Source organism: Trichocoleus sp. DQ-A3, assembly GCF_039961975.1.
Classification (GTDB): Bacteria; Cyanobacteriota; Cyanobacteriia; order Cyanobacteriales; family FACHB-T130; genus FACHB-T130.
This window is the reverse complement of sequence record NZ_JAMPKC010000004.1, coordinates 405,598-429,819: the sequence shown is the minus strand read 5'-3', so window position 1 is coordinate 429,819 and position 24,222 is coordinate 405,598. Positions and strand designations below refer to the sequence as shown.

General features: G+C 45.9%; 20 protein-coding genes. 10 read left to right on the top strand and 10 right to left on the bottom strand.

Going from position 1 to position 24,222, the window contains the following annotated elements; all coding sequences use genetic code 11:
• Positions 1-19: 19 nt before the first annotated feature.
• Positions 20-805 carry a winged helix-turn-helix domain-containing protein gene (locus NDI44_RS10670; RefSeq protein ID WP_190415586.1) on the bottom strand — a complete coding sequence of 262 codons (786 nt, stop codon included), beginning with the start codon at positions 803-805 and terminating at the stop codon, positions 20-22.
• A gap of 464 nt (positions 806-1,269) precedes the next feature.
• Here NDI44_RS10670 and NDI44_RS10665 point away from each other — a divergent pair, with 464 nt between their 5' ends.
• Together NDI44_RS10665 and NDI44_RS10660 are read left to right on the top strand one after the other, a co-directional pair.
• Positions 1,270-1,665, top strand: a complete 396-nt coding sequence (locus NDI44_RS10665; protein ID WP_339380819.1) for a hypothetical protein — start codon at positions 1,270-1,272, stop codon at positions 1,663-1,665.
• 112 nt (positions 1,666-1,777) lie between these two features.
• On the top strand, positions 1,778-2,026 hold the full coding sequence (locus NDI44_RS10660; protein ID WP_190415582.1) for a DUF6761 family protein: 249 nt from the start codon (positions 1,778-1,780) through the stop codon (positions 2,024-2,026).
• A 382-nt stretch (positions 2,027-2,408) separates the two neighbouring features.
• Here the strand turns inward: NDI44_RS10660 and grxD are convergent, their stop codons facing one another.
• From grxD to NDI44_RS10640, 4 genes are all read right to left on the bottom strand, one after another.
• Positions 2,409-2,732 carry a Grx4 family monothiol glutaredoxin gene (gene grxD, locus NDI44_RS10655; protein ID WP_190415580.1) on the bottom strand — a complete coding sequence of 108 codons (324 nt, stop codon included), beginning with the start codon at positions 2,730-2,732 and terminating at the stop codon, positions 2,409-2,411.
• A gap of 69 nt (positions 2,733-2,801) precedes the next feature.
• The gene (locus NDI44_RS10650; protein WP_190415578.1) at positions 2,802-3,062 is read right to left on the bottom strand and encodes a BolA family transcriptional regulator; all 261 of its coding nucleotides are present in this window, start codon (positions 3,060-3,062) and stop codon (positions 2,802-2,804) included.
• Between the two features lie 37 nt (positions 3,063-3,099).
• Positions 3,100-3,738 (bottom strand): hypothetical protein, encoded by a 639-nt coding sequence (locus NDI44_RS10645; protein WP_199292123.1) that lies wholly within the window; start codon positions 3,736-3,738, stop codon positions 3,100-3,102.
• A gap of 376 nt (positions 3,739-4,114) precedes the next feature.
• On the bottom strand, positions 4,115-4,249 hold the full coding sequence (locus tag NDI44_RS10640) for a hypothetical protein (RefSeq protein WP_277877689.1): 135 nt from the start codon (positions 4,247-4,249) through the stop codon (positions 4,115-4,117).
• Between the two features lie 494 nt (positions 4,250-4,743).
• On the opposite strand from NDI44_RS10640, the gene NDI44_RS10635 reads away from it, so the two are divergent.
• Together NDI44_RS10635 and NDI44_RS10630 are read left to right on the top strand one after the other, a co-directional pair.
• Complete coding sequence (locus NDI44_RS10635) at positions 4,744-5,607, top strand: metallophosphoesterase (protein ID WP_339380818.1); 864 nt, start codon at positions 4,744-4,746, stop codon at positions 5,605-5,607.
• Between the two features lie 363 nt (positions 5,608-5,970).
• Positions 5,971-7,203, top strand: coding sequence for a DUF4336 domain-containing protein (locus NDI44_RS10630; RefSeq protein WP_347276917.1), 1,233 nt, complete (start codon positions 5,971-5,973; stop codon positions 7,201-7,203).
• 529 nt (positions 7,204-7,732) lie between these two features.
• Here NDI44_RS10630 and NDI44_RS10625 read toward each other — a convergent pair.
• A complete protein-coding gene (locus NDI44_RS10625; protein ID WP_190415572.1) occupies positions 7,733-8,155 on the bottom strand; it encodes a pentapeptide repeat-containing protein in 423 nt (140 codons plus the stop codon).
• Positions 8,156-8,342: 187 nt separating this feature from the next.
• On the opposite strand from NDI44_RS10625, the gene NDI44_RS10620 reads away from it, so the two are divergent.
• Positions 8,343-9,947 carry a pentapeptide repeat-containing protein gene (locus NDI44_RS10620; protein WP_190415570.1) on the top strand — a complete coding sequence of 535 codons (1,605 nt, stop codon included), beginning with the start codon at positions 8,343-8,345 and terminating at the stop codon, positions 9,945-9,947.
• Between the two features lie 134 nt (positions 9,948-10,081).
• Here NDI44_RS10620 and NDI44_RS10615 read toward each other — a convergent pair whose 3' ends face one another.
• Positions 10,082-10,663 (bottom strand): Uma2 family endonuclease, encoded by a 582-nt coding sequence (locus NDI44_RS10615; protein WP_190415568.1) that lies wholly within the window; start codon positions 10,661-10,663, stop codon positions 10,082-10,084.
• A gap of 113 nt (positions 10,664-10,776) precedes the next feature.
• On the opposite strand from NDI44_RS10615, the gene NDI44_RS10610 reads away from it, so the two are divergent.
• The 4 genes from NDI44_RS10610 (at position 10,777) to NDI44_RS10595 (ending at position 18,385) form a co-directional block, all read left to right on the top strand.
• Positions 10,777-11,052: a hypothetical protein gene (locus tag NDI44_RS10610; RefSeq protein ID WP_348235273.1), complete on the top strand. Its 276-nt coding sequence runs from the start codon at positions 10,777-10,779 to the stop codon at positions 11,050-11,052.
• A 107-nt stretch (positions 11,053-11,159) separates the two neighbouring features.
• A complete protein-coding gene (locus NDI44_RS10605) occupies positions 11,160-13,796 on the top strand; it encodes a response regulator (protein WP_190415564.1) in 2,637 nt (878 codons plus the stop codon).
• The gene (locus tag NDI44_RS10600; protein WP_190415562.1) at positions 13,793-16,087 is read left to right on the top strand and encodes a GAF domain-containing protein; all 2,295 of its coding nucleotides are present in this window, start codon (positions 13,793-13,795) and stop codon (positions 16,085-16,087) included. Before NDI44_RS10605 ends, NDI44_RS10600 begins: the two co-directional genes overlap by 4 nt.
• 192 nt (positions 16,088-16,279) lie before the next feature.
• Positions 16,280-18,385, top strand: a complete 2,106-nt coding sequence (locus tag NDI44_RS10595) for a S8 family serine peptidase (protein ID WP_190415556.1) — start codon at positions 16,280-16,282, stop codon at positions 18,383-18,385.
• Positions 18,386-18,547: 162 nt separating this feature from the next.
• On the opposite strand, the gene NDI44_RS10590 is transcribed toward NDI44_RS10595, so the two are convergent.
• The 3 genes from NDI44_RS10590 to grxC all read right to left on the bottom strand — a co-directional run bounded on the left by NDI44_RS10590 (position 18,548) and on the right by grxC (position 20,365).
• On the bottom strand, positions 18,548-19,330 hold the full coding sequence (locus tag NDI44_RS10590; RefSeq protein ID WP_190415554.1) for a 1-acyl-sn-glycerol-3-phosphate acyltransferase: 783 nt from the start codon (positions 19,328-19,330) through the stop codon (positions 18,548-18,550).
• A 151-nt stretch (positions 19,331-19,481) separates the two neighbouring features.
• Positions 19,482-19,991: a tRNA adenosine(34) deaminase TadA gene (tadA, locus tag NDI44_RS10585; protein WP_190415552.1), complete on the bottom strand. Its 510-nt coding sequence runs from the start codon at positions 19,989-19,991 to the stop codon at positions 19,482-19,484.
• Positions 19,992-20,044: 53 nt separating this feature from the next.
• The gene (gene grxC / locus NDI44_RS10580) at positions 20,045-20,365 is read right to left on the bottom strand and encodes a glutaredoxin 3 (protein ID WP_190415551.1); all 321 of its coding nucleotides are present in this window, start codon (positions 20,363-20,365) and stop codon (positions 20,045-20,047) included.
• A 1,013-nt stretch (positions 20,366-21,378) separates the two neighbouring features.
• Here grxC and NDI44_RS10575 point away from each other — a divergent pair.
• Complete coding sequence (locus tag NDI44_RS10575; RefSeq protein WP_339380817.1) at positions 21,379-24,186, top strand: diguanylate cyclase; 2,808 nt, start codon at positions 21,379-21,381, stop codon at positions 24,184-24,186.
• Positions 24,187-24,222 lie beyond the last annotated feature (36 nt).

Sequence of the window (24,222 nt, the reverse complement as noted above, 5' to 3'; positions counted from 1 at the left end):
AATCTATCCGCATCCGAGCTTAGCGGTGGCGATTTTGTCCGCCTACCATGCTAGGGGTAGCATGAGCAGAGAGCGGTTTGGAATCGTTATCAATGATTGAGGCAACTGGTTCCGCCCCCTTAAGAATCTCTGGATTGAACCGATAGCCCACGTTGCGGACAGTTTGAATCATGCTGGGTTGTCGAGGATCGGTCTCAATCTTCTTGCGTAGTGAGAGGACATGAGTATCAATGGTGCGTGGATTATCGATAGCGTCAGGCCAAGCACGGCGCAGCAGTTCGGAACGGCTCAGCGCCACTCCTCCAGCCTGTGCCAGAACGTAAAGCAGGCTGAACTCTTGGGGCGTCAGCTCAATGAATTCTTCTTTGAAGCGGACGCGGCGCTGCACTAAGTCTATTTTTAGGTCGCCATAATCTAGGGATATCGGTGCGGCTGTGACGCGAACGCGGCGAACTAACGCCTCAACCCGCGCCATAAATTCTTGCATCCCAAATGGCTTGGTCAAATAGTCGTCGGCTCCTGCTTTTAACCCAGCAACAATATCGGCTTCCATACTGCGGGCGGACAGCATCAAGATGAGTACCTGTCCTTGTTGATGAAGCCATCGGCAAAATTCAATTCCATCGCCATCTGGCAGGTCGGAATCAAGGATTACGAGTGCGGGTTGGCGAGTATAAAACGTTTCTCTACCTTGATGAACGCCAGCGGATTGACACACCCAGTAGCTTGCTTGCTGTAAGTGCCAGCCCAGTAGCGATCGCAGGTGCGGGTTCCCCTCGATGATCTGAATGCAAATCGATCCCACGGTGGCATGCTTCCCTTCAAGCTGGTGAGATTTAGCTTAACAAAGCTTATGTCAGGATTCTGTAACCAGGGCTACGAGGGGTCTAGGCTATACAATTAAAAATTAAAAGTTAAAAGTTAAAAAAATTCTATTAAAAGTCAAACTTTTGTTTTATATTTTTAATACTTTAAAAGAAATATTACAGATTTAGGGCGAGTCTGAAGTCAAAGCTGCCATTTCACCAAGCAGTCAGTAAAATGAAAGTTAACGAAGGGTAACGTTTAGTCAAGTTTACTGAACGATGCCATGCCAAAAGCTTCCGATGACCAAATTAGTATACCTAGCTAAAGCAAGCAGGATGTCTTTCCTACTAGAAACCCACTGAGTGAGGCACAAGGCATGCGTGAGGCAAAAGGCATGAGACAAATCGCGTTTTGGATATACCAGGCACGGGACAACAGGCACCTCTATCCTGGTAATCGGAAATGTGGTTAAAAAACCGGAATTTTATTGACAAAAGCTTAAAATTCTGCTTAGTACAGAGACAGTCTTTGTCAACCGGCGGTTTAAACCAGCTAACGACTAAATTCAAGTGCTTGCTAGAAAAGATGGCACAAATCGCTCGGCAGGGGCATGACGTTGGGGATCAAGTTTTCTACGATGAAACTAAAGTGAGAGCGATCGCGCAACTCGCTGCTCCCGGAAGGATGAGTTTTGGTTTTATTCCCTTAATTTTCAAGGAACACAACCAAGCGTTCTCTCATCACCAAACTGGGGTGCATTCGTTTTCGGTTTCCGCACCGCAACTCCAAACCGCTGTAGTTCTGGTTAAGACACTAGCCTTAACTGAAGCAAACCCGAAGTACGCTTGCGTTTTCTAGCGCCTAGCGCCCTTAATGAGTTGCCAGAATCAAAGCTAACCGCTTAGAGCGAAAGTTTCCTTCTTGCGACTTCACCCCTTATACTTCTAATTCAAACCTGATACTTCCGACCATGCTACAGGACTCTCAAACCATCCGCTACTACCAAAGACTCACCGACGCCCTCGTCGAAATGTGGAATCGGGGTTATCGTTTCGATGATTTGCGGCTGTTTTTAGATGGCTATCTCGCAGCTATGCGTCATTCTAACGTTCTGGAACCCTTTCTCATCCACCGCTTAGAAGAAGAAGTTACCCGTTACATTTACGATCCATCCAACTTTGACATGACCCAGACTCAACCTAAATCGGACTATTATTAGTTCGGGTTAGCTGCTTTGGTCAAGCTGAGGCTATCAGCATCAGCCTTGCCATCGTTGCCTGTGGATAATGTGGTTAAATTGCCCACAGGGATCGGGTTTGGGTAGACAACAGCGATCTTCCGGGTGCTGTTTATCTTTGACGTTCAGCAGCTTCGGAATTTCTATACAGCCGATAAGGAAAAATTTGAAAAAAGAGCGATCGCCCTTAGTATCGTTTACGTCCTAGTCCAGTCAATAATTTTATTTAGGATGATTTAGGCTGCACAGCTTTTGAATGAGCTTTTAAATTTAGTCGCAAGTTATCCTAAACCCAGTAAAAATTCCCTCCTGGATTCTTAATTTGAAGAACCAGGAGGGAATTTTCAGTTCGTATCCCAAAGCTTTAGGAAGCTAAGGCAACTTCAACCATTTCCTGCAATTCGCCCTTTTGATACAGTTCAATCAGAATGTCTGAGCCGCCAACAAACTGACCATCAACGTAAACTTGGGGAATGGTAGGCCAATTAGAATATTCCTTAATTCCCTGCCGGATTTCCCAGTCGTCCAAAATATCAATCGTGTGGTAGGGTACGCCCAAAGTATTCAGAATTTGTACCACATTGTTAGAAAAACCACACTGGGGCATCAGCTTATTGCCCTTCATAAAGACCACAATCTTATGCTCTTTGAGCAAGCTGTCAATCCGCTCTTTTAGTTCTGGCGTCATAGTTCTGCTTGGAATGCCTCTATTTTCTAGTGTAATGCCAGTGCGCGAGAACGCAATTTTTATTCAGGTTCAACCTCGCTTGGTAGCAGCCTCCCAATCTTGGGGAGTATAGGTTTTCAGTGCTAGAGCATGAATCGCCTCTGTAGCCATCGCTTGCTGCACTGCACCGTAAACCAGTTGGTGCTGTTGTACAAGCCTTTTGCCTTCAAACTGCGACGAAACCACTGTCACTTGGTAATGGTCGCCACCGCCAGTCAGATCCTGAACTTGAATCTGGGCATCTGGCATTTTGGCTTTGATCATCGCCTCTACCTGATCTGGGCTAACCATTTAAACTCCCGTATCACTTCAAGTTGCTAATTCTAATCTACCGTTTAGGTGCAGAGGAAGATGAATTGGAGCGATCGCTCGAAGAATTAGCCGGTGCAGAATCAGGAGAATCGATAAATCCAATTTCTAGCAGCTGCTGATAAGCTTTCTTGCCGAGATCCCGTGTCGGCTGCTGACTGCGAACAATCTGTATTAACAAAGGTACTGCCAAATCTGGCTGATTTTGCGCGCGATGTACCAGCGCTAGCTGATAAGTTGCCCGATCTCGAAGTTGAGCAGCTTCTACAGCCTTGCGGCGTTGGCTCTCGTAAACTCGATTATCAATTCCCGAAAAACTAGAACCCAGTTGTTGATAGAAATTGGACAACTGGTTGAAAACCTGACGAGCCTCTTGGAGCTTCTTAGCCGCTAGAGTATAGTTTTGCGAAGATACAGCACTATCTGCCTCACTCAGCAAACGGTTCCCTCCGGCCATACTCAATAAGCCACTGTCCGGATCGATCGGGCGGAGATTGTTGGGATCGGTTAAGTCTGGTTGTGTTTGACTGGTGTCTTCTGGTAAAGCAGGCATTTGGTTCTGAGCCTGCACGGGTTGTAGCAGAGCCAAAGACACTGTCAAAGGTAGGCCAGCAAGGCAGGTAAAACCGAGGCGTCGAGCAGTTCCAGAAGATACCATAAAATAACCCTATTGGGGGGCTGAAAACAGAACGATGACAAACTTTGGGTATCTTAACATTGTCGGACTCACCAAGTTTAAGACCAGCCGCTGATAAATTCCCAAAGTCATGCCCTGTTTAGATTGACAAAACTATAAAAAAGTTTCCGAATATTCTTTAATAATATAAAAAATAAGGGTGGAAATTTTACGCGCAAAAGCTCAAATATCCCTAGAGCAATTCCATCTAATCTGATAAAGGACTGCGAATTTGGGCGGAGTCAAGGATTTCAATTGGATTTGTAGCCTTGTCCCGTCAACTTGCATCTTGTCCCTGCTGGTTGAAACCACCGTCCCCGTTCATCTGGCGCTAGGAGTTCCGCTAAGGGTCGATCCGCTATTTTTGGTTTAAATACAGGTGATTGAGCGATCGCGCGATCGGCGTCAATCTGTAGCGATTTCCCAGCACCTCAATATCTTGTACACGAACAGGATATTGAACGTGTTGATGCAGCGATAGCGATCGCATCATCTATTATCTTTTTGCTGCGGCTTGCTCAAGAAGAAGCGAATCTTTCCCTTAAAATTAACAATAAATTATCTGAACTAATTCTTGTGGCTTAACTCGGAAGCCAGCCACAAAAGACTATCAAGCAGTTATTTAAAGCGGCAGAAGAACAAGAGAAATAGGAAACGATTAGGCAAAGGCAAGAAGCCGAGGTAAGACATATCAAAGCGTTAGAGGCGTTAGCTAAACGGGAAGCCGATGCTTAGAAAGATGTCAAACGGCTGCTAGAAAGTTCTCAGGCGCAAGCTTATGATGAGGCGATGAAGTTACTTTTAAAGCTGCCAAGATTTAGCACTCCATAAAAACCAAAAGCTAGCTTTTCGGACACGCCTAAACCAAATTCAGGAGCAATACAGTAGACGCCCTGCTTTTATAAAACGTTTAAATAATGTAGGTTTGATATAAACCTACATCTTGCTCCCAATTGGTCAGTGCCAGGAATAGCAGCAATTTCGCAGTTGAACTGGCGTCAAGATGACAACGTCTTTTCAAGGCAAACGCTACCCTTAAGCCCTATGCGGATTGCTTCTATTTCCGACCAACCCATTCATGAAATCCCCTTTATTACCGCTGCTGCGGCAGGTCATCTCCATGTGGTTGAGCAAGTTTTACCGATTTTATCGGCAGAAGCTGACTCACTTCCACCTGGCTTAGACGCCATCATCATCGCTAGTGATTTACAGGGTATCAATCCCACAGATGGACGCCTTCTCGGTCATCGTGTCGCAGAAGAATTAGAAACTTTAGCGAACCTGGAACGAATTCCATCCCCACAGAAAACAGGCATTATCTTGGCAGGCGATCTTTACGCACGAAGCGATAAGCGTGGGGGTGAGGGAGATGTCCGCGAAGTCTGGCAATCTTTCAGTCATCGTTTTCGCTGGGTTGCTGGAGTTGCAGGAAACCATGACATTTTGGGAAACACGCCAGAGGAAATTCAAACCTTTAAAAAAGGGCGAGGTATCCGCTACTTAGATGGTGAAATCGCTGTGGTTGATGGATTCCGCATTGCTGGTATCTCAGGGATTATCGGCAAACCGACTAAACTTTGGCGTCGTTCAGAAAAGGATTTTCATCAAGCTATTCGCCAACTGCTCAAGGAGTTACCAGATATCCTAATTTTGCACGAAGGTCCCAACGATCCAGACGCGAAACTCATCGGAAATCAGTCAATTCGCGCTGAACTTGCCACAGCGAACGAGTTGTTAGTCATTTGCGGTCACTCCCATTGGAAGGTGCCGATGACTACTTTATTCCCAGGAGTCCAAGTTCTCAATGTAGACAGCCGCGTTGTTGTCCTCACGGTGGCAAAGTCGGGGTAATTTGCTGTAAACCTTTTTTAAGGGCAAAGGGGACAAGGGGATGAATCATCAACGGAAAAATCGGCTTTCTCCCACTCCTCCACTTTCCCACTCCTTGATCCTCTAAAAAACCTACCCTTGTGAGGGGGTTAGGTCTGCTTTATCTGGGAAGGATTGATCCTAATAGGGTAGAAAACGAGCGTTTGTTTAAAGTCTAATTGTCATGCGGGTCTGGATTTTAGATAAAAATAAGTTATTGAGTCAAAAATTTGCTTTCCTCCAGCAGCTAGAAATTCGGCAAACACGGGCGTCAGCATTCATGAAGAAGGGGAAGGGGTCGTGGAGTGGATAGAACCGCTAAAAAAGGCACACCAGATACACCTATTGAAGGCATTGTTTGGACAGGGACAAGATAGTTTGAGTATCAAACCTGGGGATTGGTCATGGCCTTTCTGGCTGACTGTACCACTCTACCCATACAGTCGGCGGCGGACAATCCGCAAAGAAGTCGTGAAGGACACGATCTGGACTTTTGACCAGATGCAGGGCATCCTCTACACTGTCGTACCGATTCGCATGACCGTCGTTAAGCTCTCAGAAGGAGGTCTTCTCGTCTATGCCCCAGTTGCAGCGACCAAAGAGTGTATCCGGCTGGTTCAGGAGTTAGAAGCGAAATACGGCGACGTTAAGTACATCATCCTGCCAACCGCTTCTGGCTTAGAACACAAAGTTTTCGTGGGGCCGTTTGCCAGACGCTTTCCTGTAGCACAGGTATTTGTGACGGAGAACCAATGGAGCTTCCCGGTGAATCTGCCGCTGAGTTGGCTTGGTTTCCCTAGCAAACGGACTCACGTACTTCCGGAGAATAGTAAGGATGCGCCCTTTGCTGAGGATTTTAATTATGCGGTGCTGAGCATCGACTTGGGGCGAGGGTCCTTTGAAGAAGTTGCTTTATTGCACAAGCGATCGCGCACACTGCTGCTGACAGATTCGGTACTTTCGGTGCCAGAGTCTCCGCCAGAGATTGTCCAAGTTGACCCATATCCCTTGCTGTTCCACGCCAGAGAGAGCGCCTTAGAGCGGGTTGAAGATACTGAGGCAAATCGTCGCAAGGGATGGCAGCGCATTGCGCTGTTTGCTCTGTACCTACGTCCTAGTGCCTTGGAAATGAGCGGGCAGAGGCAGGCTTTGCGCGATGCCCTGAAAGCACCGGATCGGTCAAAGAAGGCGTATTTCGGTTGGTTTCCCTTTAAATGGAAGGATCAGTGGCAGCAGTCCTTTGAGGCGCTGCGAGGGGGCGGTCGCCCGTTCGTGGCACCGATTCTGCAATCGTTCATTTTAACCCAAGCGCCTCAAGCAGTCCTTGATTGGGCGGACGAGGTGGCAAGCTGGAATTTCCAGCGAATTATTCCCTGCCACTTTGATGCGCCGATTGAGGCAACTCCCGATCAGTTCCGGCGGGCGTTCGCTTTCCTGAAGAAGAAGTCTTCTATCGGTGAGGGTTTCTTGGGGGGTGGAAGTCAGCCTTTGCCGGAGGAGGACTTTGAATTTATTAGAGAACTCGAAGAAAATTTGACTAAGCGCGGCATCACATCGCCACAAAAGGAAAAGGTGTGAGGCAGCGATTTCTGCAATTAGGTTCTTAGCCTGAATATACTTCAATCACTATACCCCCAACCCTTCCTTCGTCAGCTCTGCATTTGATTCCATCTATATAGCAGAAGTGGCTTTTGTATTCTTCTTCGTCGTTGCTGTCTGCATAATATGCGATGTATCCACCTGACATGGAACTATTGTAAAAATGCAGTTTTCTGCCATTAATATCTGTCGCTTTACTGCGACAGTCACTACAAATGTATTCCGGGTATCGAAGAGAAGGAGTCACCTCAGTTTTGCAAATGGGACAGGTTTGTGTGGTCATGCTCAAAACTATTTTTATACTTGTATGACTATAGCCTCAACTTAATCAAAACAACTGCTCAATGAGACGGGCAGAAATATGTATAACTGATTAAGTATTGCTGTAGGACTAACTACCCTGACTAAGACAGGAGCAATCGCTTCCCGTGCTGTTTCGGTTTTGGAAAAATGGAGTTAGAGGGAAAGAATGCGATCGCCTACAGTGCCACCTTCAAGTAGGCGGCTTCTACCCTATCCCTAGCTTTTGTTTTAAGGCTTTTGACATATTTTTGACTGTCTCAAACCCTTTTACATTCTTCCATTTCGTACTCTGATCCCAAGAAATATTTTCAAGGTCTGCCCCAGTCAGGTCTGCTCCAGTCAGGTCTGCCCCAGTCAGGTCTGCCCCAGTTAGGTTGGCTTGGTTCAGATGAGCATTACGGAGGTTCGCCTCGCTGAAATTTGCCGTGCTTAGGCTTGCTTCTGGGCTTGCCCCACCAAGGAACGCCTGACTGAGGTTAGCTCTGCTAAAATTAGCCCTACTGAGGTTCATTCCCATCAGGTTGGCTCCCATGAGATCCGGTTCTATGTGAGGATATTCTTTTCTCCACTGATTCCACGCGGACACATCTTTTTGACGAAGTAGATCGAGATGTTCCCTATTTTGCATTATCGCTTCTCATTTCTTTAAACAGCTTTGGAGCCTCAGAGCCTATGATAACTGCACCATCATTTTTATGACAAATGAGGAACAATCTAACTTAATTGGGAATTCTCTATGTCTATACTATTAAAAAGCTACTTTTATAAAAAATTCAACGTCAGTGCATCTATAAAAAATTAGCTTCCAAAACCTAATGAATTGTAGCGAAATTCTAGAGCTTTACGCAGCAGGAAAACGAGATTTCTATGGTGCTAGGCTGCGCCACATTAATTTAAGTAAAAGTAAATTACGACGCATTATTTTTATAGGTGCAAATCTGCGTTGTGCCAACCTAAGCGAAGCAGATATGTGGAATGCTGACTTGAGTTTGGCTAACCTAGCCTATGCAAAGCTTCAACGTACCAGATTACGACGTGGCACGTTGATTAATGCTTATTTGTTGCATGCAGATTTGAGTGGTTGTGACTTAAAGGAAGCTGTTTTAAATGGATGTAACTTGAATAGTGCAAATTTGAGTAATGTCAACTTGAGTAATGCTTGTTTAAAATTTGCAAATTTAAGCAATGTCAACCTAAGCAATGCTAATTTAAGTGGTGCAGACCTTACTGGTGCTAATCTCACTTATGCTAAATTGAAAGACACAAATCTTACTAAAGTCAACCTTGAAAGTGCCAATCTGAGTGATGCCTATTTAGCTCGACTCAATTTAGAAGGTGTCAATTTGAGTAATGCTGATCTGAGTTTTGCCAACTTAGATGGAGCCAACCTGAGTAATGCTGATCTGACATCTGCTCACTTAATTGGCGTTAGCTTAGAAAATACTAACCTGAGTAATGCCAACTTAAGAAATGCTGACTTAAGTATTACTGAAGATTTATGTGAAATATATTTTGATAAATCGAGTATTCCAAACTTGAAAAGGGAAAATCTGAATATGGCAAAATTTGAAAGGCTCAATTTTGCCAACCTAAGAAACGCTAACCTAAGAAATGCTAACCTAAGAAATGCTAATCTGAGTGGGGCTTACCTAAGCGGTTCAAACCTCAGTGAAGCGGATTTACTTGGAGTTAAACTAGATTGGTCTAATATAACTAACTCCAAAATCAACTCAGCTAATTTAAGGAACGCCGATTTAAGCAACGCAAATTTATCAGGAACTGATTTAAGTAATGCAGATTTAACTGATGTAAACTTAAGTGGAGCTAACTTAAAAAACACTAAGTTAGATAATATTGAACTGCACGGCATCAAGCAGAAGGGAATTATTCAGTTGGTAATTGACCGTGTCGCTAGTCGTACCCTCTTAATGGAAGCTTTAGACAAGACTAAAGAGCGGATAATTATTGTTAGTCCTTGGCTCACGCAGTATGGTATCGATTTTCAAGTGTTGCAGAAGTTTACTAGAATCCTTGAAGGAGGCGGTTTGATTGATATAGGTTGGGGCCACCTAAGTGATATATTTCCTAGTCAACCCAAAAAAATGAGCCGTTCGGAGTTTATTTCAGTAGCAAAAGAAAAACACCGCCACTGGGATGGATACAGCGCTCTTCCTACTCTAGAGAAATTAGAACATAACTATCGGGGGAAGTTTAGATTAAAACTATTAGGAACTCATGAAAAATATTTGGTGTGTGACCATTCATTTATTATGGTAGGCAGCCATAACATTCTAGCCTCAGATGCTAAAAGCCGTGAGCGAGAGTTAGGGGTGCGAATTGATAATCCTTTAACTGTTGCAGCTTTTATTGAACACTTTGACAATGCTCGGAATTTGGACAATGGGCCAAGGCAGGAATAGTTATAGTTATTCCTGGAAAAGCACCCCCCTTGCTTTCGCACCTATTTTGGCAAATTGTACCCTAGCTTCAACAGAGGATTGTGGAACTTCTTTTCGATGCCGTTGGTTTGACCAAAGAGCGATCGCTCTCATGTTCACGCATTAGCATTCTGAAGTCCAGGGACTTTTCGATAGATGGAAGCAATATCGCAGCGAAAATCGATACTTGCGAAGTAAACTTCATCTCCTTGGCGGTAAATTTGAGAAACCCAATCGCCTGAATCGGAAAGGCGAAAACACTCGACGCTTATCTGAGATTGATGAATTAACACATATTCTCGTAAAGATGGCGACGTTTGATAGTCAGCAAATTTCTCTCCTCTGTCAAAAGCTGCTGTTGAGGGAGATAGCACTTCAATGACCAAAATGGGATAGAGGATGAAGTCGTCTGTAGAGTTTGTATCCCGCTCATCGCAAGTTACTGCAACATCGGGATAGTAATAGCAGTCTGCTGACTCAAGCCTGACTTTAATATCTGAAGAAAGAACAATGCAGGGGGCGTGTTCAAGGTGATTATTGAACAAAGTAACTAAGTTGCCAGCAATAATAATATGAGGCTTCTTTGCCCCTACCATTGCATAGACTTGCCCTCGCCTATACTCATGTTTGATAGGGCTGACTCGCTCTCCCTCTAGGTAATCTTCTTTTGAGATGTAGAAGTTTTTGCTAATAGTCATTGGATAGTTTTTCAGGACGAGTGGCTATTTCAGCAATCTGTAACCAACTTTAACAAAGCATTGCCGAACTTGGCTTCAGATTCGGTTGGCACAACAAAAGAGCGATCGCTATTTTGTTACTGACGGTTGTATACCCGGAAACACACTTTATTTATCCTTTACTCCCCTGGGCAGAGAAGTGGAAAATAGCGATCGTGGAACTTGCTAAAGTAGTTGTACTATGGTGTCCCAATGCAGTCGTTTTTAAAGCGATCTCTACTCGCGCAACATTCCAACCCCCCTGCAATTTAACGCTAGGCTCAGACGCGCTACTTGTGGATCAACAGCAACTCAAAGCCCTCAAACAGGAATTAGCATGGGCTGGGTTGCTAGTTTCCGAGCAATTCTAAAAACAAAAATTATAAATTGACATAACCGCAAGAATGTAGAGAAGGATGAAAGTGGTGTCTACCCCCAGGTATGTCAGCCAGACAATCCATTGATAGTTGATATAACAATGATTCCCGATAACGAAGCTGACCGACTCGCCGCAGTGCGTCGCTACGACATTCTTGACACACCTCCAGATGGAGCCTTCGACCGAATTACAGCTCTAGCTGCCCGGTTTTTTAATGTCCCGATTTCCATTATTAGCATCGTTGACCACGACCGGATCTGGTTTAAATCCCATCATGGGCTAGAAGTTCAGCAAATTGAACGCGAACCTGGACTGTGTGCCAGTGCGATTTTGCAAGAAGACGTTTACACCGTTCTGAATGCCGAAGTAGACCCCCGGACATTAGCAAATTCCTTAGTATCTGGGGAATTTGGACTTCGCTTTTACGCGGCGGCTCCCTTGCAGACACGCGATGGTTTCAACTTAGGCACTATTTGTGTAATCGACTCTCAACCCCGTCAAGTGACCGAAGCAGAAAAGGCAACTCTCAAAGACTTAGCCGCCATCGTCATTGATGAATTGGAACTGCGACTCTCCGCTCAAAAAGCCGTACAAGCTGAAGTCGCTCTACGGATGGCAGCACTGGAAGCAACGCGATCTAAAAGCGAATTTCTGGCGATGATGAGCCATGAAATCCGCACTCCGATGAACGGAGTCATCGGGATGGCAAGCTTGCTATTGGATACAGAACTAACGTTCCAGCAACGAAAGTTTGTCGAGATTATCAGTAGCAGTGGCGATTCCTTACTGAAAATTATTAATGACATTCTCGACTTTTCAAAAATCGAGTCTGGCAAGCTGGAATTAGAAGAACAACCTTTAAATTTGTTAGATTGCATTGAAGCTGCCTTAGATTTACTGGCTCCTCATGCTTTTGAAAAAGGCTTAGAACTTGCTTACCGAATTGAGACAGGAACACCTAGCATCGTGCTAGGAGATGAAATCAGACTGCGCCAAATTCTGGTGAACTTGCTAAGTAATGCAATTAAATTTACTTCTGCTGGAGAAGTCGTGGTTTCTGTAACAGCAACAGAAGTAATGGTTAATCAGGAGTCAGCAATTAGTCACCGGCCAGAAAACCAATCATCCATTGCCCCTGATTCATTCCCTAAAACCTATTACGAAATCCAATTTTCCGTCAAAGATACCGGAATTGGGATTCCTTCAGACCGAATCAATCGTTTATTTAAGTCGTTTAGCCAGGTTGATGCCTCTACCGCCCGTCAATATGGGGGAACCGGCTTGGGACTGGTGATTAGCAAACGCTTGAGTGAAATGATGGCGGGTCAGATGTGGGTTGAAAGCGAAGTGGGACGCGGCTCCACCTTTTATTTCACGATCGTCGTCCGAGATTTTCCTGGCTGTCCACTTGTTGAACTCGATGCTGTCCAGCCGCAGTTAGCTGGAAAACGGCTATTAATTGTGGATGCCAACGTTACTAGCCGCCAGATTTTGATTTTGCAAACGCAATCTTGGGGAATGATGCCGAAGGCAACTGAATCGGGTGCCCAGGCGTTAAACTGGCTTCGGCAAGGAGAGCGTTTTGATATGGTGATTCTCGATAGGCAAATTTTAGGGATGGACGCCTTGAGCCTAGCGACAGAAATTCGCTCCTTACCGAACGCTCAAGCATTACCCGTGGTGATGTTGACAACGTTTGGCAAGGAACCGGGGGGGAAACAGTTAGATCGAGTAAAATTTGCAACCTTCCTGAATAAGCCGATTAAACAATCTCAGCTTTACAATACCTTGAGCGATCTGTTGGTACGAGAGCCGATCAAGGTGCATCGCGCACCCTTTACTTTCCCTGAGTTTCAGCTCCCCTTTGCCGAAAGTCTTCCCCTCCGAATTCTTGTCGCCGAAGATAATCGGGTGAACCAGAAGGTTGCTTTGCACATACTTCAACAGTTGGGATATCGAGCCGATGTTGTTAACAATGGGTTAGAAGTGCTGGAATCTTTGCGGGGTCAACCCTACGATCTGCTGCTGCTGGATGTGCAGATGCCAGAAATGGACGGTTTAGAGACGAGTCGTAACATCTGCCAAAAAGAATTGGCAACCGATGGGAGCGCAAAACCTTGGATTATTGCTATGACGGCGAATGTCATGCAAGGCGATCGCGAAACGTGTCTGGAAGCTGGCATGGACGACTATATCAGCAAGCCGCTCCGGAAGGAAGAGTTAGTTCAGGCTTTGCTGAGGTACAAGGGCACTGAGGTGCAGGGGTACAAAGGTGCAGGGAAGTCGGGGATTGGGGAAGTCAAAAAAAGAGAGGGCGAAGCCACTACTTCACTGAATACTGAGTGCGGACAGGGTAGCGATGTAACATTATCATTCAGTACTCCTATTGATGCGAAGATCCTGGAAGCATTTGCTAAAACAGTGGGAGGGAAAGCCTCAAATTTATTGACTCAATTGATTCATTGCTATTTAGAAGATGCTCCCAAACTGCTGCAAGCAATGGAGACAGCAGTGAGTAACCAAGATGCGATCGCGCTCAGGCAAGCATCTCATACTTTGAAAGCCAGCAGTGCCGCTCTTGGGGCAGTACAACTGGCTACTTTGTGTAAACAGCTAGAAGCGATGAGCCGGACTGGAGAAATTGCGGGTGCATCCAAAATTGTTGTACAGATTGAAACAGAGTATGAAAAAGTGAAAACGGCTTTGCAGATGGAAGCACAATCAAGTCAGCAATGAATATTACTTGCACCGAACCAGATTCCTACCTCGTCCTGATTGTTGACGATGACAAATTCACACGGATGCAGCTGCGCGCCATGATTGAACACGAAGGCTACACAGTGGCAGAGGCAAGTGATGGAGAGGAAGGCTTAGCTGCTTACATCAGCCTACATCCAGATATTGTGTTGCTAGATGCGTTGATGCCGATTCTGGATGGCTTTAGTTGTTGTCGCCAGTTAAAATCACTTCCTCAAGGCGATCGCACACCTGTTTTAATCATTACCAGTCTTGATGACCGAGAATCTGTCAATCAGGCGTTTGAGGCAGGTGCTACCGATTACGTGACTAAGCCGGTTCACTGGGCAGTGCTGCGCCAACGGATGCGTCGTCTCCTCCAAGCGAGTCGAGCAGCGGAAGAATTACGACAGCAAAATCAGCGACAACGGCTAATGGGAGCGATGCTGGAGCGCATCCGCCAATCTCTGAATCTAGAGGAAATTCTCAATACTACAGCCAGCGAGGTGCGGCAATTTCTTCAGACCGATAGAGTGGTGATTTATCGCTTCAATCCAAATTGGAGTGGCATGGTGGAGGTGGAATCTGTAGATGAGCGCTGGACTCCTATCTTAGGGAAAACCATTGTAGATCCATGCTTTGCCGAAAACTATGTCAAGCCTTACAAACAGGGACGTATCCGAGCTACGGAGGATATTTACAACGCTGGCTTGAAACAGTGTTACATCGATTTAATGTCTCAGTTTCAAGTCAAAGCTAATTTGGTAGTGCCCATCTTGCAAAACAGGGCTGAGGAAAGGGAACCGGCGAGCCGGGAGGAACCTTCGCTCAGTTCCCAAATAGCCCCTAGCACGGATAGCACTCAGTTGTGGGGGCTGTTGATTGCTCATCACTGTTCGCAACCTCGGCACTGGCAACCGTGGGAGATTGATTTTCTCAGTTCGTTGGCAATTCAGGTAGCGATCGCGATTCAACAATCTGAACTTTACCAACAGGTGCAGCGGCTCAACACAAACCTCGAACACCAGGTACAGGAACGCACCAGCCAGTTGCAGCAAGCTCTCAAATTTGAAGCGATGCTCAAACGAATTACTGATAAAGTGCGTGACAGCCTTGATGAGAGCCAAATTTTGCAAACAGCCGTGCAAGAATTAGCACAAGTGCTGGGAGTTACATACTGCGATACGGCGTTATATGACATTAATGGGGCTACTTCCACGGTTTGCTATGAGTACACGCTTTCCATGCCTTCATCTGAGGGAAGCGAAATCCAAATGGCAAGTAATCCGGCGATTTACTCCCAACTATTGCAAGGAAAGCATTTACAATTTTGCAAAATAGGCCCTAACCCAATTCAGCCGGTTTCCGGTGAATTTTCAGTTTTGGCTTGTCCGATTTTTGATGACCAAGGGGTTTTGGGCGATCTGTGGTTATTAAACGATCGGGAATATATTTTTAACGAACTAGAGATTCGCTTATTACAGCAGGTTGCTAATCAATGCGCGATCGCAATTCGCCAAGCCCGACTTTACCAAGCTTCACTGGCTCAAGTTGAGGAATTAGAAAAACTCAATTTTCTCAAAGATGATTTTTTGAGTACGGTTTCTCATGAGTTACGCACCCCCGTATCCAACATGAAAATGGCAATTCAGATGTTGGAAGTGATTATGGAAGAAACCTGCAATTGGCGGGATGAAATCGCTAATAAAAGTGCGGAGAGACACCCAGGTTATTGCTATTTTGAGCTGTTAAATAATGAGTGTGACCGAGAGATTAATCTGATTAACGATCTACTCCACTTACAGCAACTCAATGCAGAGGCGCATCCTTTAGAAAAAACAGCGATTCATCTACAAGACTGGATTCCCCATATCGTAGAACCTTTTGAACAGCGAACCCACAAACACAAGCAAATCTTACAAGTAGAGATTCCCGAAGAACTGCCGATTCTAATCTCCGATCCATTCTGTTTAGCACGCATCCTCACCGAGCTGCTGAATAATGCTTGTAAATATACTCCGCAAGGAGAAAAAATTAAGGTAGCTGTCCATGCTAAATCAGAAAAGCTTCAGCTCGAAGTGACTAATTCTGGAATCGAAATTCCTACAGATGAAATTCCCCGAATCTTTGATAAGTTCTACCGCATTCCAAGTAATGACCCGTGGAAGCATGGCGGAACTGGTCTAGGACTGGCATTGGTTCAAAAAATGGTAGCTTATTTAGGAGGAACAATTAAAGTGGAAAGCGAATCTAAAATCACCTGTTTTTTAGTTGAACTACCGATTTTTTGATTTTAGTAAAACTTGTTAGCAGACAATAAAGTAATTTGCAATAATTGTCAAGAAATCTAAAAATTTCATTGGGATTAAAAATACAATATTGATAAAACAGAAAGGAAGAATCAAGAGAAACTATGATGTTACAAAAAGAATAGAATTGCTATAGAGAATAAAAATAAAAAATTAAAACTTAGCTGTTTACCAATGAGCAATGACCAATCTGCGGCTAGTGTGCCAGAAGAAAGCGTCGGTCGTATTTTACAGCGGGGGGGTGAAGAACTGGCATTGGAGAAAGTGAGCGATCGCTTCACGGTCCGCCCCGCTACCTCCGACGCTGCATCTGAGGAGTTCGCGCAAACCATTCCCGCCCAAGCACACCAGGAAATCCCCGGTAGAAGCGGGATGACTCCTCCCCTACAAGAATTTATTGTTGACCCATCCCAACGGGACGAAGCCATGCAGGCGGCAAGAGAATCTGAGGACGTCGCCTTTGCCAGTCATGTCTATAAACTTAAAGAGAATCCGCAAACGTTAGTTTACCTAACGGATCAGGTGACTATTCAGTTTGCCCCATCGGTGGATGAAGAAACCCAAAGAGCGATCGCATCATTATTTGGCTTACAATTGCTGCGACCCGTTAGCGGTATTCCCAACACCTTCGTCTTCGAGGTCAGTCCGCAAGCACGGGAAAATCCCATTAAAATTGCCAACCGCTTAATGGGGCGACAAGAGGTACTTACCGCCGAACCCAATATCGTTGTTCGACAAGAAAAGCACTACCGACCCAAAGATTCCCTCTATCCCAAGCAATGGTATCTCAACAACCTTGGCGGATCTCAGATAGCAGCCGGTTCTCACATTTCGGTTGAGAAAGCCTGGGATATCACCAAAGGCATCCGTTCCATCGTTGTCGCAGTGGCAGATGATGGCTTCGACCTCAACCACCCAGATTTTCAGGGAACCGGCAAAATTGTTGCTCCTAAAGACTTCAAAGAACAAGACTTCTTGCCGCTACCTGGAGACGACAATGAAAACCACGGAACCGCCTGTGCTGGGCTTGCAGTCGCAGAAGAAACCGGCACCGGCATTGTGGGAGTTGCCCCAGGCTGTGCCCTGATGCCCCTCCGCACCACCGGCTATCTGGATGACGAAACCATCGAACAACTCTTTGACTGGGCTACCAACAACGGTGCTGCGGTCATTTCCTGTAGCTGGGGGCCAGCAGCCGTCTACTTTCCCCTGTCTCTGCGGCAACGCGCCGCCCTAACTCGTGCCGCGACCCAAGGACGAGACGGTAAAGGCTGCGTCATCGTCTTTGCTGCCGGGAATGCAAATCGTCCCATCAGTGGCACGATTAACGAGCAGGGATGGCCTAATAACCTGCTAAAAGGCCCTACCCAGTGGCTAGGCGGTTTCACCGTTCATCCAGATGCGATCGCAGTTTCTGCTTGTACCAGCCTCAACAAAAAATCTGCCTACAGTAACTGGGGAACCAACGTCTCTGTCTGTGCCCCCAGTAACAATGCCCCGCCGGGAATGTGGTTTGAACAAACCGGCTATGTCAGTACCGCCCCCGAAGTCAGAGCATTGCTGCCTGGATTGGGCATCTTTACCACTGACCGACTCGGAGCCGCTGGCTACGACAGCAGCAACTTCACCAGTGACTTTGGCGGTACCTCTAGTGCTTGTCCCGTGGTCGCAGGTGTCGCTGCCCTCATTCTGTCAGCTAATCCCGATTTAACTGCAACAGAAGTTAGGCAAATTCTGCAACAAACCGCTGACAAAGTCGTTGACCCCGACCCCGACCCCCAATTGACTTTTCGATTGGGCAGTTACGATGCAAACGGTTTCTCTCAGTGGTTCGGCTATGGCAAAGTCAACGCTTTTAAAGCTGTTCAAGCTGCTCAACAGCAGCGCGTCCAACCTTCGCAAGCCTCGCAAGCCTTGCACGGACGCAACGACAACCTCGTCCCCATTCCCGACTACAACTCCCAAGGCGTTACCAGCCCAATTAACGTAACTTACGCCAGTCCCTTACGAGATATCCAAGTCAGCGTCAACATTCAACACCAGTTTTTGGGGGATATCGAAGTTAGCGTGAGGAGTCCTAACGGAATTACGGTGCTGTTGCAAGGTCGCACTCTGGGTTCTACAACTCAATTGCAAGCCACCTACACGCTGCAAAATACACCCGCACTCCAGCAACTTCTCAACAAACCCGTAGCAGGCATCTGGCAGTTGTGGGTCGTGGATTATGCCCAGATGGATACAGGAACTTTGAACAGCTGGGAATTAACCTTGGGCATCTGAGTAGGGGCACAGCAGTGCCCCTACTCAGTCTTTTATCGGCAATCAGAGTATGTTGCTGGATAGATAGAAATAGCGGTAATGGTCGTGAGTAATGAGCCGTCTCCCATTACTGATTCCCTAAAAGCTCTTGTTTGCGAATGAATGAGAATTTCTATAGAAAGGTTAAAACGATGACTGAGCGCCCGATACTTCATTTAAAGGGGGAGCAGTAGAGAGCGTATCCGCCTCTTCTACTTCGCATCCATCTATCTGTTTAAGCGCCGCTTCTAAATCGGCGGTTAGTTTTTTCGCACTTTGTTTTGGCGTATTGCTGCAATAATTCGCGACTGAGATCGGCTCACCAATGTTAACTTTGATACCGCATCCCCAATGCGGCACCGGGCTGCCGTAACGGACGCTAATCGGCACAATTTTGACATCCAATTCTGGTTGGCTGGATTCCACTTGCAAGGCAATGCGCGCCAAACCCGTCTTGAGGGGGTGAACTTGCGTATCCTGGTAGATGCCGCCTTCCGGGAAGATGACTAGCACTTCTCCCTGGCGGAGAACTTCGACGCCATGACGAAAAGTGCCAACTCCCGGATTTCGGGTATCTACTGGGAACCCTCCCATGCGGCTGATAAACCAGCCTTGCCACCCTTTCATTTCATCCGCTGACACCATAAACCGCAGGTCACGACCCGTCACAGGTTGTCCAGCCGCATGAGGCACGACAAACGCATCCCAGCGAGAGCGATGGGTAGGAGCTAGGATCACCGGCCCGGTAGCGGGGATATTTTCTTGTCCGGTGACTTCGGCTTTACCAAAGTAAAAGGGAATGACAAGATATTTTGTCACCTTATAGCCTAAGGAAGCTAGCCAAGGTAAAACACGGGAAGTAACAGGAACTACCTTGACAGGTTTTGGTGTCTCTATCGTTTGTTCAGAGGGGTCGGGCTGAGTCATCACGAATAAAACTTCTCACAGCATCCATAATTCCAGCTTATGTATGATTACGGCATCTGTCTTCTAGTAGAAGGACAGTTCTCATGCTGTCATTAGCAGAGTAAAAGTAAACATAAATAAGAGCAATTTTTTTGTTTTGCCTTTTGCCTTTTTACTTTTGACTTTTTAAGCGCCGCTGGGCAAACCAAGATTGCAGATGTTGGCGGCAGGCAGACTCTAAGATACCACTTATGACCGGCAAGCGGTGGTTAGAGCAAGCGCTATCTGGAATATTGGCAACGGTACGAATCGCGCCAGTTTTTGGATCGTCCACACCGTAAACGAGAAGTCGCAGACGTGCTAGCGCGATCGCACCAGCGCACATGGGGCAAGGTTCTAAGGTGACGTAGAGCGTGCATTCGTTAAGGTGCCAGTCCTGCATTGCTTGCCCAGCAGCTCTAAGAGCTAAAATTTCGGCGTGGGCAGTCGGGTCTTTGTCACGTTCTTTGCGATTTTCACCCTCTGCAATCAAGTTATTATCTGCACTAACAATTACTGCTCCCACTGGTACTTCTCCAGCATCACCCGCCTTCTCGGCAAGTTCCAGCGCTTGAATCATCCATTGTCGGTGAACTAGGTAAGCAGAGTCCTCAATTTCCGGTGGCGGAATTTCAATAGCCATGCGCTTGTGCCCGTACCGACTATATAAACGAAATTCACCTGTATTGGCTGATTCTAGCCTTGAACGGCGGGTTGAGCCAGTAGGGGGTCTAATTGTCCGCCTGTATTCAGTTGATAGAGGTCATCGCTCCCACCAATGTGCTGCTCATTGATGAAAATCTGCGGCACGCTTCGACGCCCGTTGGCACGTTCAGCCATCTTCGCTCTGGCTGCTTCATCACCATCAATTTTATACTCAGTAAAGTTGACGCCCTTCCACCAGAGCAACATCTTGGCTCTGATGCAAAAGGGGCAAGTTTGCCAAGTATAGATTTCAACGTTGGCTTTGTTACGTTCTGGATGACGCCCTAGGATTGGATTAAGAAAGTCAAACATTTTAGGATTTTTAAATTTTCTAGAATTGGATATGTGTTTAGCTGTCGGCATTCAGCAATGCGCCTTCGTTTAATTTGCCAAGCCCAGGGCTGAGTACCTCTGTTTAAACTAGATCGTTTTTTCAAACAAGACAACAACCACAATATATTAATAAGTTTAGTAAACTAAAAAAATAATTTTATTAATTATAAGTTTTTATGGTTTACTTCGTGAAAGGTTATAGGCGTTTAGCATTACGAGTATTTTGTTCCAATAAATACAAAGTTTTTTGAAAATTATGCTAAAGCGAAAAAATAAGGTTAAAAGGGAGATTTGATAAAATTTTTGATTGTTGAGGATAAAAGCCAGCGAATACTTTTCGACCTGTTTCAAGAAAGAAATATCTAAACTTAATTAAAGCAGTCCTCAAGGATTCGAGAAAGGCGAGATTCCTGAGTTTGAAGGAGAAGCTGGGGATTTGAACCGCTAGCATCTCACAACTCAAATAGGATTGTTCTAGATCGGTTGATTTTTTGTGCTGGCTGCTGGAATTAATTCTCTAAGAGACATGAGGCAAAGGGGTTCGTAGGTACGAACATAGCTAGCTTTTCAGTGATAGAGCGAAGATTTTTGACTAACTAGCGTTGGCAATGCGACGGATCGGGTTAACCTTTGAGGAAATACCATTCTGTTTTAAGGCACCCTTGGCAGCAGATTTCAGATTTTTTTTATAAGTTAATTGCTGTCTTGTCCGGGTTTGGCAGGAAAGTTGATAAAGAATGTTAATGCCTTCAGCCCTTTATTTGGTGAGAATTTTTAGCTAGCTGGTTTTTTTATTACAAAATACAATTGTTTCATTGCTTAAAAAGCTATCTGTAAAGCCATAGTCGTTTACTCAGATGCGATTCAATCGCCACATCTATGCTTACTCCCTACCACATTACCCAGCAAACGGTTCCGCTTCGTTCAATTAAAATTTAAAATAATTAATAAGAATGGTTAATTCTATTAAAGAAACTAATAATGTGTTCTCTATGCTCTACCCTTACGCTTTACCGCTCCATCAAGCAATTGATCGCAACCCTCTGACGGTAACTCCTGACACGCTAGCCACAGAAGCGATCGCATTGATGAGTCAGGCGCAGGCTAGCTGTGTCATCGTGGTAGAAGAGCAGGTAACAGCGGAAAAACCAACACAACTAGCGAAACCAACCCCCATCGGAATTTTTACAGAACGGGATTTGGTTCGAGTCACGGCTTTAGGTAGAGACATTAAAGGTGTAGCGATCGCTGCACTAATGAACCAGCCGCTGATTACCCTGAACGAATCCCAAGTACAAGATATTCAAACCATCAGCCGACTATTTTACCACCATCAGATTCGCCATCTGTTGATTGTAGAGGATGAATCCGGTCAACTGGTCGGAATCATGACGCCAACCAGTCTGATGCCAGTCGTTAGCGATCGCCATAACCCAAAACCGGAAAACTTGTTCGGCTATTCAAACTTAGAATTGTCTAAGCGGGAAACTCGTGACCGATTGCTGGCATCAGACTGCACCGACATGATTTCCACTCATACTCCGGAAGGTGTTTACCTCTACGTTTCACCTGTATGCAGTATTTTACTGGGATATAAGCCGGATGAACTTCTGGGACGCTCGGTGCTTGAATTTTGCCATCCGCAAGATTTAGTCCTGATAGAGCAATTTGCTCAGAATGATCCGGTTGCTTTAAGAGAACATCCAACTCAACTAAATTTTCAAGAAATCAACACAATTAGCTACCGAATTCGTCATCGGCAAGGTTATTACATTTGGTTTAAAACTACGCTCCGAACTATCCGCCATCCGGATACAGGAGCAGTGCAAGAAATTATCGCTGTTTCGTGCGATATTAGCCAACGCCAGCAAGCAGAAACTGAGTTAAGAGAAAGTCAAGAAAAATATAAAATTCTTTTTCAATGCTTCCCAATTGGCATTTCCATTACCGATAATAACGGCAATATTGTTGAAGCCAACCAAGCTTCAGAAAGAATTCTAAAGTTATCTATTGAAAACCATAAAAATAGAAGGTGCGACAGCAAAGAATGGCGAATCGCTCGACCGGATGGCAGCTCGATGCCACCGGAAGAATTTGCTAGCGTTCGGGCGTTAAAAGAAAATCAAGTGATTGAAAATCGAGAAATCGGGATTGTAAATGACCAGGATGAAATCACCTGGCTTAACGTCACTGCGATTCCCATTCCTCTCAAAGATTATGGCGTTGCGATCGCTTACATTGAGATTACAGAGCGTAAAACCGCAGAGGAAAAAGTTGAGAAATCGCTTTCTCTGCTGCGCGCCACGCTTGAATCAACTGCTGACGGCATCGTTGCAGTCAGCCTAGAAGGAGATATTGTCAGCTACAATCAGAAGTTTCTTCAGATGTGGGAGGTTCCCGAAGACCTAATCGGCTCGCCTCGCGCTAACGAACAAATCGTCTTTCTTAAAGACCAGTTAAAAGAGCCAGAAGCCTTTCTAAAGCAGGTTTGGGAACTTTCCAGGCAACCAGAAACTAAGGCATACGACATTCTGGAATTAAAAAACGGGAAAATCTTTGAGCGCTACTCCACACCGTACCGACTCGGCGAACAAATCATTGGCAGGGTTTGGAGTTTTCTTGACATTACAGAACGGACGCGAACTGAGGAGGCATTACGCTCTTCTATTGAGCGAGAGCGCTTGCTGGGAAGAATACAAGGGCGCATCCGCCAATCGTTGCATTTAAACGAAATCCTCAACACAGCGGTTGCAGAGGTGCGAAACTTTCTGCCAGCCGAACGAGTTGCTCTCTATCGGCTCGATGCTCGCGGTGCCTGCTTTGTCGTCGAATCTGTTGCACCCGGTTGTGAATCGATTCTGGATGTCTCGCTGTATGACCCCTGCTTTGAGACGGAATATATCCAAAAATTTCAAACCACCGGGTATGTGTCAGCGGTGGATGATATTTACCAAGCGGATCTGCCTGCGAGTTACGTGAAGTTACTCGCAGGGGCAGGAATTCGGGCAAATTTGATGGTGCCAATCTTGATTCGGGAACAGGGAGGAAGCAACCGAGAAGCGAATAATGAATCGAATAGCAACAATCCCGCCCCACTCCGTCCCTCTTTATCCAATCCAGCCGCCAAAATTCATTTGTGGGGGATACTCTGCGTCCATCAATGCTCTGGATCTCGTCACTGGGAGCCTTATGAAATTAAGTTGTTGCAACAATTGTCCGTCGGGTTAGCGATCGCAATTCAGCAGTCTTCCCTCTTTAAACAGCTGGAGGAAGCCAACCGGGAGTTGCAGTGTATCGCTTCTCTGGATGGCTTAACTCAGGTGGCAAATCGGCGCAGGTTTGACGAATATCTTGCCCAAGAGTGGCGGCGGCTGGGACGAGAACAAGCGCCAATATCGCTGATTTTCTGCGATATTGACTGTTTTAAAATTTACAACGATACCTACGGTCATCAAGCTGGAGATAGCTGTTTGCGACAGGTTGCTGGTGCGATTCGGTTGATGCTAAAGCGCTCAACCGATTTAGTTGCCCGTTATGGAGGCGAGGAGTTTGCCTTAATTTTGCCCAACACTCCCTCTGCGGGTGCCAATTACATCGCCGAGTCGATCCGTTCAATGGTCAAAAGCTTAGAGATTGTCCACGTCCACTCCCCAGTTAGCCCCTACGTCACGCTGAGTCTGGGTGTCGCCAGCATAGTTCCCAGTTTAACCTCTTCACCGGCAGCGCTGATTGCAGCAGCCGATGAAGCGCTATATCAAGCGAAAAAAGAGGGACGCGATCGCGTCAAGGGATACTGCTAGACGCAGCTCTTCGCGTTAGAGTACACCAGAATCATT

What these genes read in the sequence shown, in the direction of transcription:
- NDI44_RS10665 (WP_339380819.1), top strand. Translation starts at nt 1,270, where the DNA reads ATGTGGTTAAAAAACCGGAATTTTATTGACAAAAGCTTAAAATTCTGC.
- NDI44_RS10660 (WP_190415582.1), top strand. Translation starts at nt 1,778, where the DNA reads ATGCTACAGGACTCTCAAACCATCCGCTACTACCAAAGACTCACCGAC.
- grxD (WP_190415580.1), bottom strand. Translation starts at nt 2,732, where the DNA reads ATGACGCCAGAACTAAAAGAGCGGATTGACAGCTTGCTCAAAGAGCAT.
- NDI44_RS10650 (WP_190415578.1), bottom strand. Translation starts at nt 3,062, where the DNA reads ATGGTTAGCCCAGATCAGGTAGAGGCGATGATCAAAGCCAAAATGCCA.
- NDI44_RS10645 (WP_199292123.1), bottom strand. Translation starts at nt 3,738, where the DNA reads ATGGTATCTTCTGGAACTGCTCGACGCCTCGGTTTTACCTGCCTTGCT.
- NDI44_RS10640 (WP_277877689.1), bottom strand. Translation starts at nt 4,249, where the DNA reads ATGATGCGATCGCTATCGCTGCATCAACACGTTCAATATCCTGTTCGT.
- NDI44_RS10625 (WP_190415572.1), bottom strand. Translation starts at nt 8,155, where the DNA reads ATGCAAAATAGGGAACATCTCGATCTACTTCGTCAAAAAGATGTGTCC.
- NDI44_RS10620 (WP_190415570.1), top strand. Translation starts at nt 8,343, where the DNA reads ATGAATTGTAGCGAAATTCTAGAGCTTTACGCAGCAGGAAAACGAGAT.
- NDI44_RS10615 (WP_190415568.1), bottom strand. Translation starts at nt 10,663, where the DNA reads ATGACTATTAGCAAAAACTTCTACATCTCAAAAGAAGATTACCTAGAG.
- NDI44_RS10605 (WP_190415564.1), top strand. Translation starts at nt 11,160, where the DNA reads ATGATTCCCGATAACGAAGCTGACCGACTCGCCGCAGTGCGTCGCTAC.
- NDI44_RS10600 (WP_190415562.1), top strand. Translation starts at nt 13,793, where the DNA reads ATGAATATTACTTGCACCGAACCAGATTCCTACCTCGTCCTGATTGTT.
- NDI44_RS10595 (WP_190415556.1), top strand. Translation starts at nt 16,280, where the DNA reads ATGAGCAATGACCAATCTGCGGCTAGTGTGCCAGAAGAAAGCGTCGGT.
- NDI44_RS10590 (WP_190415554.1), bottom strand. Translation starts at nt 19,330, where the DNA reads ATGACTCAGCCCGACCCCTCTGAACAAACGATAGAGACACCAAAACCT.
- tadA (WP_190415552.1), bottom strand. Translation starts at nt 19,991, where the DNA reads ATGGCTATTGAAATTCCGCCACCGGAAATTGAGGACTCTGCTTACCTA.
- grxC (WP_190415551.1), bottom strand. Translation starts at nt 20,365, where the DNA reads ATGTTTGACTTTCTTAATCCAATCCTAGGGCGTCATCCAGAACGTAAC.
- NDI44_RS10575 (WP_339380817.1), top strand. Translation starts at nt 21,379, where the DNA reads ATGCTCTACCCTTACGCTTTACCGCTCCATCAAGCAATTGATCGCAAC.